Source organism: Vibrio iocasae (assembly GCF_042245395.1).
In the GTDB taxonomy this organism is placed as follows: Bacteria; Pseudomonadota; Gammaproteobacteria; order Enterobacterales; family Vibrionaceae; genus Vibrio; species Vibrio iocasae.
This window is the reverse complement of the sequence record NZ_CP145311.1, coordinates 2,311,484-2,325,181: the sequence shown is the minus strand read 5'-3', so window position 1 is coordinate 2,325,181 and position 13,698 is coordinate 2,311,484. Positions and strand designations below refer to the sequence as shown.

Below are 13,698 nucleotides of genomic sequence, written 5' to 3'. Positions count from 1 at the left end.
GGCTAATTGATGAAAAAACTATACAAACCAGAAGAATCTGTTCGGGTAGCCATTGATAATATCCAGTTGGGGATGTTTGTTACTGCCATCGAGCGTAGCGAGAAGGTGAGCCTGTCAGTAGCGGGCCTTGTATCTAATGAGAAATCAATTGCGCAGCTGGTTGAAAGTGGCGTTCGTTACGTCTGGGTTGATAAGAAGCTCTCAGACAAAAGCTGCAAGATAGTGATTGCACCAGAGCCGGGTAAAGAACCAACCGAAGAAGAAAAGCCTGACATCGCTAAAGGCAGCCTTAGATCCAAGAAGGCGAGTCCCTCGTTTACGCATCAAAAAGCTAAGAAACTGGTTTCTGAAGCCAGAAGCATCGCCAATAAACTGATTCAGGACACCTTTGAAGGCAACCCGGTCAATATCGAGGTTCTTGATAGCTGGGCGGATGACATTATTGATGCCGTTCTAGAGAACGCTAACGCGATTAAGTTTGTATCCGCACTTCGAAGCAAAGACGCTTACCTACTTGAACATTCGGTTAATGTCGCCTGTTTACTCATCACCTTCGGAAAGTACTTGAAGCTGGAAAAAGATGAGCTGAAACAGTTGGCCATTGGCGGAATGATTCATGATCTTGGCAAAACTAAAGTAAAAGATAAGGTATTGAATAAACCGGGTAAGTTGACCGATGATGAGTTTGAGCATATGAAGCTTCATCAAGTATTTGTGTCCGACTTGTTGGTCGATATCGCGGGTTTGAGCGAAATCAGTGAAAGCGTCTGTTTAATGCACCATGAAAAACTTGATGGTAGCGGTTACCCTAACGGACTGACAGAAGAGCAAATACCTATCTATGGAAGGATGAGTGCGATTGTTGATATCTATGATGCACTTACCGCGGAACGTTGCTATAAAGAGGGTATGAGCCCTTCTGAAGCTTTTAAAATATTGCTCAGTATGACACCGCATAAGCTGGATCAGGATCTGGTGTACAAGTTCATTAACTGCCTTGGTATCTATCCGGTTGGATCTCTTGTTCAGCTTACCGATGGAAGTGTTGGTCTGGTTGAGGAAAAAGAGAAGAAAGCGCCTGCAAAGCCTCAGGTAAAATGCTTTTATTCCTGCAAATACAACAAGTTTACCGAGGTTAAATCCTTGAAGCTTATTCAGTCACCATTAGCAGTAGAAAAGGCACTAGCGCCTAAAGCACTGGGGATCGACATATCACAATTCTACGATTAGAAAAGTTACCAATAGTTTTTGACGATTAATAGAATAGGATTAATCTATTTTATTTATTGACTATAGAGAGCAATACTGTCACTAAGCGAACAGAAACTTAATTGTTTAGGATGGTGATTTATGACTCAGCTAGGACTTTCTTCTCTATATATGTTTGGGATGGCATTTGTCATCTTGTTTTCATTTCTTGCAGTAGAATTTGGACTGTTTGTAAAGCCTGAGCACAGAGTGACCACTATGAATGGCCCTTGGTCACAAGCTGCAAGTGAAGATTACGATCAAGCAGCGCTGGCAGTTAGCTTCAAGGCTTAGCAGGGTGCTAAGCCTTATTCATTATTTCAATGCGCTACAGAAACTAACATCGCTTGTATCGGTTTCTTTGTCATAGCTGTGGTAGAGCTCGAAACAAGGTCTTTCATCCATTTCCAGTTCTAGCTCAACGATTTGTGATATGTGTTCGTTCCATGCTTCAGCGTACTGAGATTTATCAGTGATGGTTGTTCTCATCGTTCCATATTCACCACCAGGAAACTCCTGAAGTTCTACGTCTCCATAAACCTTCACGTCGTCAGATAACATCAGGCAAATGTCTGTTCGGCACTTATCCGCAGGCGTCACTTCCGGATTGTCATGGTAGATAAATATACAGGTTGCATCAGCAACACCTTCTGCCGTCGCCCACTGATAAAGCTTTCCGACAGCTGGTTCGTAGTTCTCACCGTAAGGGCCTGTTACACGAATGTACGCCAGATTGCATTTTTCAAAAGTGGTTCTTTCCATGGTGATTCTCCTCTGTTTAGGTTTAGAGGTAGTATATGAACTCTCATCGAAAGTCGCGTTTCCATTTTTGCGCAGTGTGTTTCCTATCTTGCTCTTTCTCGTCATAGCCGCAAAATGCTCAATGCTGGTGCATTCCCGGATGTCAGTTGGGGAGAGGGCGTAATATTTTTTAAAAGCTTTGGCAAAGTTTTGCGAACTAGAAAATCCAAACTCAAGTGCGACATCCACAATAGGTGGTTTTTTATAGAATAGATCCTGGGCCGCCTGCTGTAGTCTGAGGCGACGCAGATATTCATTTAACGTTTCCCCGGTTACCGCCTTAAACACTCGATGGAAATGGTAAGGAGAGAGTGAGGCTAACCCTGCTACTTCTTCTAAGTTGAGCGAAGAGTTGTAGTTTTTCTCTAAGTAGCGGATTACCGGTTTCAACTTTTGATCGTAATTGGTTTTCATTAGTTCGTCTTTGCCGTTTAACTTTTTATTCTTGCCATGTGGTAAACATCCACATACTCACCATTGCGGAAGGCATACGCGGCAGATTGACCTTCTATTTCAAACCCGAATTTCTTGTAGAGGTTTATCGCACGTTCGTTATCCACGTATACAGTAAGCTCTAATCGTTTTAAGTTTAGCCAGTTATCAGCAAGGTCTACTGCGGTTTTGAGCAGCGCACTGCCAACGCCTTGGCCTGCGACATTATCTTTAACACCCATTCCAAACGAACCCACATGCCTGCGTCTTGGGTTTGCACACACATTAAAGCCAAGGTTGCCAACTATTTCACTGTCTATAAGCGCGACATAGGAGTACACTTCGTCCGGAACGTTACCCAACCGACTTTCCCAAAGTGCCAGTGAAGGGTGAGGAAGCTGTAAAGTCCCGCTATACGCCTGTTCACACTCATAGATCTCTTTTACTGCTTTGGCATCTGATGGTTCAGAGCGTCTAACCTTAATTTCCATATTTATATAACCCATAAACTGCGTGATTCAATATTTTCTCGCCCACTCTCTCTTTATGACGGATGACACCTTCAAGGGTCATTTCTAAGCGTTCACAAACAGCCCTGCTGGCTTTGTTCCCTTCTGCGGCACAAATCTGAACTTTGGAAATGCCCATGTTATTGAATGCATGATGAATCAGGTGCTGACAGCAGCGAGTGACGATTCCCTTACCCTGAAAAGGCTCAGCGAGCCAGTAGCCAATTTCAACCATTTCTCTTTCGGGGGCAATTGTATTAAAGCCGATGTTGCCAACAATTTTGCCATTATATTGAATCGCACATACCAGACTTTTTCCATCCGCGTAATCGTGTAGTGATTGTTTGATAAACGCTTTAAAGTTTTCTTCGGTTTTGCTAACTCTCGGCCACTGAAGCCATTGGGAGAGGTTGTCGTAATTTTGTTTTGCGAGCTCGACGTAGACTGGTGCGAGTCGGTAATCCACCAGACAGAGCTCTATTTCGTTATCGACTTTCCAACTGAACATAGCAACTTCTCCTAATTGGTTGCGGTTCAGTCAGAATCTCAGATAATGTCAGGGATTGAAAGAGGAAATGTTTGAATTACAGGCAGATTTTCATCTGCCTGTATCTTTAGTTTAGAGAGTAGAAACTAAACCTTGTCGACTCGTACCGGAACACCGTGGCGTGCAGTCGAGCCAAAAGTTACGTCGCGATACAAACTTGCACCTTTACGGGTTGGGTCGACAACATTGAAGTCATTGACGGCCATACCACCTTTTCGTGCAGGTATTGCGGGCAGAACCTGACCATCAATCGTAATGTCGCTCGCCCCGAAGGCGGTATGTCCGAATCCGAGTGGTACAACCACGCCACCTCTGGCAACGGTATGGTCTGCTTGTACGATCCCTTCAATACTTGCTCCTTTAGGAGAGGTCACTTTGGCTTTGTCGCCACTCTTAAGTCCAAGTGCTTCAGCATCACCTTTGTGCATCTGAATAAAGTTGTGATCCCCCAATGCGGTGATGCTATTGAGGTTTACCGAGTAAGGGCTGCGTAACTGATGTTTGAATGTTGAGAAGTAAAATGGGTACTCTTCTTCTTTCCAGACATCGCGAATAGCTGTTCCGTCCCAGAATCTTTGCTTGTCGTAGACGGGAACCCCTTCCAGATATTCACCGGAATGGAAGTTGGTAATATGAGCCAGTCCTTCGTTGTACACCTGAAACTCTGCGTCCCAGCGCATCATCTCGTTAAAAAACTCACCTTCGTAACGACTGTCTACCGGGTAGTAACGTCCACCGCGGGTAAACAGGAACATGGTTGGCCCTATTTCTTCAGGTTTTAAGCGTGATTTAAGTTCTGGATAGATACGGTCAACACTGGTGAACCTCACATCGGCTTCAGTTGGTATTGGTAATACCGTATCACTATGTGCAAGGTTAGCCAGTAGCGGGATGTAGTAATCTTCAGGCGTGTTTAGTGCGTAAGCATTTCCGGATGCATCTTTAAATGCATTGTCACCATAGCCGCTTAATCCAATCTTTTTGGATACGTCAATCAGGAACTGCTCCATGCAAACCCTGTTTCCATCGGAATTAAGAGGTGTTCTTGGCTCGATAATAGGGAATGAAACCACATCTCCCATCAACTCACTTCCCCACTGGCGGGATGCTCCCCATTGTTCGTATTGGGCTAAGTCTGGCACAAAGTAGTCTGCATATACGTTGGTTTCGTTGAAGTAAGGATCGGAGGCGATGATAAGCCCTAACTGCTTAGGGTCGCGGATAGATTCTTCCACCTGATCTTTCAAACCTGAGCAGGCATACAGAGGGTTGTTCGCCCAGGCAATCCAGGCTTTAAACTGGAATGGGTTCGCGTTCGCGTGTGCAACCAGAAGCTCACCGGCATTATCCTGAATAAAGGTTTCGTTCCAAGGATGTTCCGATGGGAATGGGTTCTCTTCTTTACGTACTTTCTCTTGATACTCATGGCTTTGTCGATAATCACCGGAGCGCTCTGCGTTGAAGCCTTCCAGATGAGAGTGTTCAAACGCCATAAGATCATACAGTGGAGAGGTGTTTTCATAGCCCATGCTACCGGTGTGAAGCATTCCTCCTTTGGCGTTGTGCGCACCAACAAGAGTGGCAAGCATAATCATGGCAAAGCCAAATTGACCACCATCAGTCGCGTTACAACCCGTGTTGGTTTCAATCGATACCCGACGCCCATGAGACGTAAACTCTTTCGCAAGTTCGATGATCTTATTTTCCGGGATCTGACAAGCTTCTGAGTATTCAGCGAGCGAGTACATGTTCACACGTTCAGTAAGTAGTGAGAAAGCGGTAGCGACTTTAACTTTTTGCCCTTCTTTAGTCTCAATCTCTCCGCTGAAGCGAATATCGCAAGGTTTAGTATTATCTGACGTTGTTAGTGATTGAGACACTTCATCAATAACCACCTTAGTTTCTGCATCACCCAAACCACAAGCTTCTGCAGTCAGGAATCGACGATAAAGAGGGTGGGACTCATCGGTCACAACTAGGAATGGTGCATTGGTATAGTTTATTTCACCATTTTTGTAGGCCGCTTCCTGACAAGATGCGGATAAGTATGATTTGTTATGTCGGTCATTGTTGATGATGTACTGCATCATTGCATGCATCAACGCAGTATCACCACCGGAACGGATTGGAACCCATTCACACCTGTCACTGGTTGAAGAGCTGGTTAATGAACGCAGGATTGGGTCGATAACGACATACTTAAACTTCGGGTTTTGTACTCTGGCATCAGCGAGTCGTTTCGATCCAGAGTTAAGGCTAATTCCGCTCAGGCCGGGATTGGTGCCGATAAAAATAGCAAATTCACAATGCTCAAAATCCGTTGTCGGCAGGGCACCGCTATTAGCGCCATCTTCAACGCCTAATGCACAACCCGCAACTTGCTGATGGCCACAGTAAGAATCTTTATTGCCAATATTTGGTGTGCCCCATGCTGCTTCAGAGAATCGCTTGAAAAAGTCCCAACGAGCTGGATCTTCGGAACAGCCTGTCATCAGAAGCTGATTCTTCTTGGGACCAAAATCAGGATAGGCTGGGTTGGCTACAGTTTTCTCATCATGAATTGCGGCTAATCCTTCTACATGGCCTTCTCCAAATAGATCACCACCTTCCACCACTTCCTTCACTAACTGCTCGTAACTTATGGACTCCCACTTGTTTTCACCACGCTTCCCTGCTCGTTTAAGGCATTGAGTGACTCTGCGTGGATCGGTAACAGCGTCAGGTGCGGCATTGCCTCGTCCACAAAGAGTGGAGCGGTTAGTATTGCCATCTTCACCGACGAGTTGACGCATTGCTTCCTCAGGTGGAACCTCCATCGCGACTGGATCGCCCGACTGAGTGGAGAGAGCGTATGGATTACCACTGACTCGAATGATCTGGCCAGTCTTGTTGTCCACCCGGATTCTTGCACCACATACGTTGTAACAACCAAAACACTTGGTGAACGCGAAGCGCTGATCTGGGTTGCTGATAAGCTTACCATCCGGGGCAATTGAGAATTCCGGTTCTGCACTAAGAGGTGCGAATCGGCTGATGTCCTGAGATTGATTGTTTTCTGCAGCAACGGTTTTACCTGCCAGACCACCTGTTGCTGCAACTGCGGCGCCTGATTTTAAAAATTGTCTACGATCCATAATTAACGCTGCCATGTTAGTTCTGAGTTAAGGTCATAAGGCTGATTGCTCTCTGCTGCGGTCAGTCCGATATAAAACACATTTGGTTTGGTATCTTTATCTGACTGAAGAACAAGGGCTTCGTGTTCTTTGAGAAGTTTCGAAACCTGACTTTCTGGGTCATTCAGATCACCGAACACACGAGCACCGCCAGTACAGGTTTCTACGCAAGCAGGTAATAAACCTTGGGTAGTTCGTTGGATACAGAAGTTACATTTGTCCATGGTGCCTGTTTTGCTGTTCTTGAATCTCACGCCGTCATAAGGGCAGGTATAGGCACAGAAGTTACAATCGACGCATCCTGAGCTATCAACAACCACGATGCCATCTTCTTCGCGCTTAAAGGTAGCGCCAGTCGGACAAACTTTTGTGCATACTGGGTTATCGCATTGATTACACAACAGCGGGAGGTTAACCACGTACTCTTTGTCTCCTATGGTTGCTGAATGTTGCAGCACTTGGGTACGGTGTTCGTCCGGGGCATTTCCGTTTTCTTTTCCGCATGCGGTGACACACGCTTTACAGCCGTTACATCTGCGCAGGTCGATCACCATTGCCAGTTTTTTAGCGTCTTGCTTCTTGTCTGTCGCGATCACGGAACCGAGAACAGGTGAAGCGGAAACCAGAGTGATTGAGCCACCACCGGCCATCAATTTTATCACTTTACGTCTATCCATTTTTTAGTTCACCTTATTGTTGTTCTTTGTTTAGTGATGCATACCATCGATTGTGATGCTGCTTTGCCCAGTTCTCATCGCATTTACCCGTAATCATATTGCTTAAACCGCCTTCAGAAATGACTGTCGCCATGAAGATATGAACAACAGCGAAAGCACCAACGACAATGGCGGAAAGTACGTGAAGGGCAATAATCATAGGGGCGGCCTGATGTGATGGTGCTAGTTCTGGAAACAGAAGCATCAAACCAGTAATAGAAAGTGACAGGAACATGATGGTGAATACCCAGAACCAAAGCTTTTCACCACCGTTCGCAAATCCTGCTTCAGGGTGCTGTTTTGAAATGAAACGCACATAACCACCAGCCTTTTTAAACCAGTCGATGTCGTAAGATTTGAATAGTTGCTTTTTCCACCACATAGCGATCATTAATAGCCCGCCAAGCATAAATGGATAGACAGCCACCTCATGCAAGGAAGATGCAAGTTGAACCGCAGTAGCCCAAGTTGTGGAGCCCGGCTCAAATATTACTTTTCCCGCACCAATGAAAATGCCGCTGAGGATAAGAACAACACATGGAATGGCACCTAGCCAGTGCACTAAAACACTACGCAAAGGCCACCGTTGAATCAGCTTGCCACTAAAACCACTATCGAGTTTCGATGTGCCGTTGAGTAAGACAAATAACCCCATAACGGCGGCTACACCTGCCACACTGGCAACGAGTAGCCACGGTAAAGTGGCCTGACTGGGCAAGATGTCGAGCCATATTGATGATTGCTGCATACAGACTCCTTAGAGATTTAGATTGATAAATCCTGATTAAGTTACTAGTGGTAACTAATGATTTTGCGAATGTTACCATTGGTAACTTAGGCGAATTGTGAGTCTTGTAGCGTTTCAAAAACCATCTCTACTTTGTGGGTATAAATCGAGGGGGAATTTACCGTATGCTTGATTTAAATCATGAAAACAAAACGCCCCAGAGCCAATTAGCGGACTCTGGGGCGTAACTGTTTATGAAATTAGACGTATCCTGAGTTAATCAGTAATGAGCTTGTATACCTGAGTTTTCAGATAAGGGAGGCCAATATCTGAAGGGATGGTTTCAGTAACAATGGCTTCACCGACAGCTTCAATAATTCCATAGACAGAGACGAGTTTCATTCGATTACTATGGTCGTCTTTAAGGACAGGAAGCTGGAAAATTTCGGAGTAGGAGTTGACGAAGAACTCTAGAACTTCTTCCTGAAGACCAGCATTTTCCGGATAACATTTTAATGCTGACAGCGTGATGTCATATATCTCGCCATTTTTTCTCATACAGTTCACGTAAGAGTCACAGAGGATGGAAACGGTTTCTTCCAATGAGAGATTGTTGTTGTCTTTGGCGACCTGTATCGATTCAATCAAGCGTTGGTCAATACCTTGATAGATCTGCTTTAATAAATTTTCTTTGCTTGAAAAATGGTTATAAGCGATTGGCTTTGTCACTCCGGCTTTTTCAGCAACAGTCGCAAGAGTTAAGCCTTCCGCCCCATCTTCTTTGAGAATTGAGACCGCGATAGATAAGAGCTGCTCTCTTCTCTCGCCTTTAAGCATTCGTTTAGGCATGATTTGGTACTCCGGGGCATCAATTCAAAAGTGAAATTATACTTTTCGTTTCAATAAGGTACAAGCATCGATGCAATCACAGCGGCCGCGTGCTTCTATGTTTTTCGACCTAAAAACACAATGGCGATGCCTCCTAAAATGGCAACAGAAGAGAGTGATAGCTGTAGGGTTAATAGCTCGCCAAGGAACAGGATACCTCCCAGAGTCGCTAGGGCTGGTACCGATAATTGTACAACAGAGGCCTGAAGAACAGATATCGATGGCAGCACAGAGTACCAGATTGCATACCCCAACGCGGAAGCGATGGAGCCTGAAGCTACAGCGAAAAAGAGACCTATAATCGTTACGCTGTTTGAGTCCCAGAGCCAAGCCAACACAAAGAGAGACAATAACGAAGCGCCGAAGAAGCTGTAGGTCATACTGGCTATCGGCTTCAAACCTCTGTCGCTTGATGACGCTCTCTTACCAAGCAGAGTAAAGAGTGCCCAGGATGTTCCAGAAATCATCATTAATACTGTTGCCATCAGGTCTGGACTTGATGAAGAAGGGAGAAGCAGATAAACGAACCCGGCTAATGCGAGCACTAACCCTGATAGCTCTTTGAAATTAAGACGATTACCCGAAACTAAGTGATACCCAATCATTGCCAGCTGCACTGAGGCGAACAACACCAAGGCACCAGTTCCTGTATCCATATTGATGTAAGCATATGAAAAAGCAGCAGCGTAACTAAACAGAAGCGTGGAGGTGAGAGCAAGTAAGGGGAACTGACGACGAATATTGTTGTGCTTCAAGTCATCCTTGCGCATGAAGAACAAAATAAATAGTAGCGTAGCCGCACCAGAAATTAGCCGGATAAGAGTAAAGGAGGCCGCATCCATGCTTGTTTCTAGTAGTGCTAATCGACACAAGACGGAGTTAGCTGCAAATGCAAGCATTGCAGCGCTCACTTGAACGTAAGTTTTTAGTTTTAACTCTGCATTAATTGCCATCGAGAACCGATACCCACATCATTAGTTTTCTGAATAGTGAATGGAATCACAAATTAAAACTAGCCGATTTAATAAGAAGTTATGCGTATTAGTTATATAGATTAGGTGATTTTACGGGTTATAAGGCTTTTATGCCGGGCTGTTAAAGTTCATTGATTCGTATCTCAACTATACTTATATCAACAGAGTCATGCGGAGGTGTGATTATGGACTTCGTAGAAAAAATGCGCTTAAGAGGCAAAGCTGAAGAGGATCGTTTTTTTGCAGAGCTTGATAGACAGTTGATTGAAGCGATGCATGAGAAGCAAAAGTTGGAACAAGAGGCTGAACGCTTTAAGCAGGATGCCCAGGACTTTGGTAGTCAACATAAATAGCAACCGACTTTGAAAACATCTTCTTACCGCTAACTGATTTAAGGGTCTACATTTCTGACCCCAGCTTTAGTTTGTTCGAATACCGTGGTTTGTATGCTAAAGTGTTCATATACGGTCACCACCTATTCAAACATCGTGGAGATTCATCATATGTATAGACTGCGAAGTATTCTTCTCAATAGATCGCTGTTGATTGTCTTCGTTTTCTTAGGTCTATGCGTGAAACCGGTAATCGCGGATACTAGTGATACAAAAGTCAACTGGGCTCTGTATAGCTTCCCACCCTATCTCACACCAGCAAATCCTCCTTCTAAACATGATCCTATAGGGAATGGACCGGCAGCAGTCTTTCTCAAGTATACAAAAGAGCATATGCCTGAGTTCCAGCATGAGTATGAGTTGGCAACGCTTTCTCGGGTGATCGGGCTTATGAAGAATGGTGTGCTGGCTTGTAACCCTTTGCTCCTTAAAATTCCGGAACGAGAGCCGTTTGTTGAGTATAGTCGTCCAATAATGGTGCTTTTACCTCACCATATCATTGTGACAGAAGCCAACTTTCATAAACTTAAACCTTATCTGGACTCTGAAGGAAAAGTGGAACTATCAAAGCTGGTGACGAATACAGATTTGAGCACTTCTATAACCAAAAGAAGAGCTTATCCAACAGTTGTAAGTGACGCGCTGGATAGCGTTCATGGTAACCAGCCGAGTATTCTATATTCAGCAGATTTATACACTCCTATTAAGCAGTTGATCGCAAAAAGAATTGATTATGTTGTGGCTTATCCATTCGAAATGTATTGGTATATTAGTGAAGTAGAGAAGAAAAAAGATCTCACTCTTAAATATATTCCCATATCAGGTATGCCTGAATATGTGCTCTCCTATGTTGGTTGCACCAAAGGAGAGCAGGGCAAGAAAATTATTCAGGAAACTAACAAAGTCATTGCCGATGCAGGCTCTCGTCCACCTTGGGTTGAATATCAGCTCAGTTACTTAGATGAGGCTGCACGAAGCAAACTGGAACATCTGTTAGATCAATACCAGTTTCTCCGTTCCCCTTGAGTTGTTACTTATCGTTTGTGGCTTGTCGGGCCAAATTCGGCTTTTTTCTATGCCACAGACGACCGTCTATAGCCGATAGCCCCAGGGCTATAAGTGTCATACCTAATAAATGTATCACTTCCAGAGATTCGTCCAGGAAAAGTGAGCCGAGCAACACAGCAGAGACAGGTATAAGTAATGTGACCAACAGGACATTGGTTGCTCCTGCCAGTTCAAGAATCCTGAAGTAGAGGACGTAAGCCATCGCGGTGGAGATCACCGCAAGACCTGTTATTGCTATCCAGGTACCCGTGCTGGTTTTTTCCAGATCGACAGAACCATCGACAAATAAAGTGAGTGGAAGCAGAACAAGAGCTGAAGCGGTTATCTGACCCGCAGCAGTGACTACCGGGTTGATTCCCAATGATTTGAATCGTCGCCCATATACTCCTGCAAAGGCATAAGACAAGGTCGCGGCAACAATGGCCAGTTGTGCCACCAAGTTGTTATCGCCACTCAATGTCGGTACGCCAATCATTACGACAACCCCTATAAATCCGAGGCCAACACCAAGTAACTTCAATTGGGTTGGCCGCTCATCAGGCAATAAGACTCCAGCCACAACAACGGCAAATATTGGTGTGGCAGCATTTAGAATGGACGCAAGGCCAGATGCAATCTGAGTTTGCCCCCAAACAATCAAAGCAAAAGGGATGACATTGTTTAGCAGTCCCATTCCTACAAAAGAACGCCACACTTTCAGACTCTTAGGCGGACGCAAGCCAATCATTGCTGCAACTCCCCACAATGTTATTGCTGCTATTCCTACTCTGAGTGTAACAATGGTTAGAGGTGGTAAATCGTTGACCGCGACACCGACAAAAAAGAAAGATCCACCCCATAATATGGATAGCAAGATGAGCATCATCCACGCTTTAGCGCTCATTGTGTGATTGGTCGAGGTTGTCATGATTATTTTTTCCGTTTGATGGTTTGTTCAGTTCATCCTAGTTGCAGTCATGACTTCAAAACATCCGAATATTGCGCCATATTCAAAACTCAATGGAGCGCAGTAATCAGAGATAACCCGACAAGAATCAGATGGTATCCGATGACAGTGTGTGTTGAGATAGTCCTGAACCTAATTGAAAGCGAGCCCTGCTATGTCCGAGTTATCAGAAAAGTCCAAGTTATCTGAAAAAGAAATGATAGAAGCGGTAAAGCGAAGAGATAACGCCTACGACAGGCATTTTTATTATGGCGTGATTACGACAGGTGTATTTTGTTTACCTTCTTGCTCAACAAAAGCAGCAAAATCAGAAAACATGAGGTTCTTTTTCAATATCGAATCAGCGGTGCAAGCAGGGTTTCGCCCATGCAAACGTTGTAATCCAACGAACCAAGATGAAAGAACCAATAGGCTTACGCAAGTCGCACGTTTTATAGAGGAGCACGCGGAAGAAAAGTTAACGCTCGGCCAACTAGGTGAGCTTGCTGGGCTATCGTCTTCAAGATTGCAGCGCACATTTAAAGAAGTGTTTGGAGTGTCTCCCAAGCACTATCAAGACGCTGTGCGGATGGGTAAATTTAAACGCTCTTTAAAACAAGGGGAAGCAGTGACAGATGCTATATACTCTTCTGGGTTTGGTTCTATCAGCCGTGTGTATGGTGAAGCCACGCGAAATATTGGGATGACGCCAAAAGCCTACCGTGCGGGAGGAGAAGGAGAACTAATCCATTACGCATGTCGGGAAACTGCACTTGGCTACATGATAATGGCCGCGACCGAGAAGGGCGTTTGCTCCGTTCAGTTTGGCGATGATGTGGAATCTCTGGTTAACCTTCTAGCTGATGAGTTTCCAAAGGCTCAGCTTGCTCTGTCTGCAGCGCAAGAAGCTCCGGAGCTAGATAGTTGGATGGTGGCCTTGGATAAGCACATAAGTCAGGGTGCACCGAAGCCGGATGTCCCATTGGACATTAGAGGAACTGCATTTCAGATAAAAGTGTGGAAGTTTTTGCTAAGTATCAAAGAGGGAGATGTCATGAGTTACGGTGAAGTAGCTGAGCATATTGATAACCCCAAGGCAGTCCGTGCAGTAGGAACTGCCTGTGGCAAAAACCCCGTTGGTATTCTTATTCCCTGTCACCGGGTATTACGCAGTGATGGTGCCCTGGCTGGATATCGTTGGGGGTTGGAGCGTAAAAGAGCATTATTGGATAGGGAACGAAAAACGCGTTGATTGCACGTTTTGGAGTAAGTAATCTTTTAGATTACAAGGCGGGTCT

General features: G+C 44.9%; 14 protein-coding genes. 5 read left to right on the top strand and 9 right to left on the bottom strand.

Annotated elements, in window-relative coordinates:
- The first annotated feature begins 9 nt into the window (after window positions 1–9).
- Window positions 10–1,230 (top strand): HD-GYP domain-containing protein, encoded by a 1,221-nt coding sequence (locus tag SNR28_RS20220; RefSeq protein ID WP_375750449.1) that lies wholly within the window; start codon window positions 10–12, stop codon window positions 1,228–1,230.
- Between the two features lie 120 nt (window positions 1,231–1,350).
- Window positions 1,351–1,542, top strand: coding sequence for a hypothetical protein (locus SNR28_RS20215; protein ID WP_375750448.1), 192 nt, complete (start codon window positions 1,351–1,353; stop codon window positions 1,540–1,542).
- A 21-nt stretch (window positions 1,543–1,563) separates the two neighbouring features.
- Here SNR28_RS20215 and SNR28_RS20210 read toward each other — a convergent pair whose 3' ends face one another.
- From SNR28_RS20210 to SNR28_RS20175, 8 genes are all read right to left on the bottom strand, one after another.
- Window positions 1,564–2,463: a GyrI-like domain-containing protein gene (locus SNR28_RS20210; protein ID WP_375750447.1), complete on the bottom strand. Its 900-nt coding sequence runs from the start codon at window positions 2,461–2,463 to the stop codon at window positions 1,564–1,566.
- A gap of 17 nt (window positions 2,464–2,480) precedes the next feature.
- Complete coding sequence (locus SNR28_RS20205; RefSeq protein WP_375750445.1) at window positions 2,481–2,972, bottom strand: GNAT family N-acetyltransferase; 492 nt, start codon at window positions 2,970–2,972, stop codon at window positions 2,481–2,483.
- A complete protein-coding gene (locus SNR28_RS20200; protein WP_375750444.1) occupies window positions 2,962–3,498 on the bottom strand; it encodes a GNAT family N-acetyltransferase in 537 nt (178 codons plus the stop codon). The genes SNR28_RS20205 and SNR28_RS20200 overlap by 11 nt, the downstream gene beginning before the upstream one ends.
- 125 nt (window positions 3,499–3,623) lie before the next feature.
- On the bottom strand, window positions 3,624–6,686 hold the full coding sequence (locus SNR28_RS20195) for a molybdopterin dinucleotide binding domain-containing protein (protein ID WP_375750443.1): 3,063 nt from the start codon (window positions 6,684–6,686) through the stop codon (window positions 3,624–3,626).
- On the bottom strand, window positions 6,674–7,387 hold the full coding sequence (locus SNR28_RS20190) for a 4Fe-4S dicluster domain-containing protein (protein ID WP_375750441.1): 714 nt from the start codon (window positions 7,385–7,387) through the stop codon (window positions 6,674–6,676). Before SNR28_RS20190 ends, SNR28_RS20195 begins: the two co-directional genes overlap by 13 nt.
- Window positions 7,388–7,400: 13 nt before the next feature.
- Window positions 7,401–8,174 carry a formate dehydrogenase subunit gamma gene (locus tag SNR28_RS20185; RefSeq protein WP_375750439.1) on the bottom strand — a complete coding sequence of 258 codons (774 nt, stop codon included), beginning with the start codon at window positions 8,172–8,174 and terminating at the stop codon, window positions 7,401–7,403.
- Window positions 8,175–8,429: 255 nt separating this feature from the next.
- Window positions 8,430–9,002 carry a TetR/AcrR family transcriptional regulator gene (locus SNR28_RS20180; RefSeq protein WP_375750437.1) on the bottom strand — a complete coding sequence of 191 codons (573 nt, stop codon included), beginning with the start codon at window positions 9,000–9,002 and terminating at the stop codon, window positions 8,430–8,432.
- A 95-nt stretch (window positions 9,003–9,097) separates the two neighbouring features.
- Window positions 9,098–9,994, bottom strand: coding sequence for a DMT family transporter (locus SNR28_RS20175; RefSeq protein ID WP_375750435.1), 897 nt, complete (start codon window positions 9,992–9,994; stop codon window positions 9,098–9,100).
- Window positions 9,995–10,200: 206 nt separating this feature from the next.
- On the opposite strand from SNR28_RS20175, the gene SNR28_RS20170 reads away from it, so the two are divergent.
- Both SNR28_RS20170 and SNR28_RS20165 read left to right on the top strand, forming a co-directional pair.
- Window positions 10,201–10,368: a hypothetical protein gene (locus SNR28_RS20170; RefSeq protein ID WP_375750433.1), complete on the top strand. Its 168-nt coding sequence runs from the start codon at window positions 10,201–10,203 to the stop codon at window positions 10,366–10,368.
- 219 nt (window positions 10,369–10,587) lie between these two features.
- Window positions 10,588–11,433: a hypothetical protein gene (locus tag SNR28_RS20165; RefSeq protein ID WP_375750431.1), complete on the top strand. Its 846-nt coding sequence runs from the start codon at window positions 10,588–10,590 to the stop codon at window positions 11,431–11,433.
- Window positions 11,434–11,437: 4 nt separating this feature from the next.
- Here SNR28_RS20165 and SNR28_RS20160 read toward each other — a convergent pair whose 3' ends face one another.
- Entirely contained in the window at window positions 11,438–12,382 is a 945-nt protein-coding gene (locus SNR28_RS20160; RefSeq protein WP_375750429.1) for a DMT family transporter, read from the bottom strand.
- Window positions 12,383–12,575: 193 nt separating this feature from the next.
- On the opposite strand from SNR28_RS20160, the gene SNR28_RS20155 reads away from it, so the two are divergent.
- Complete coding sequence (locus SNR28_RS20155) at window positions 12,576–13,652, top strand: bifunctional transcriptional activator/DNA repair enzyme AdaA (RefSeq protein ID WP_375750428.1); 1,077 nt, start codon at window positions 12,576–12,578, stop codon at window positions 13,650–13,652.
- Window positions 13,653–13,698: the final 46 nt, after the last annotated feature.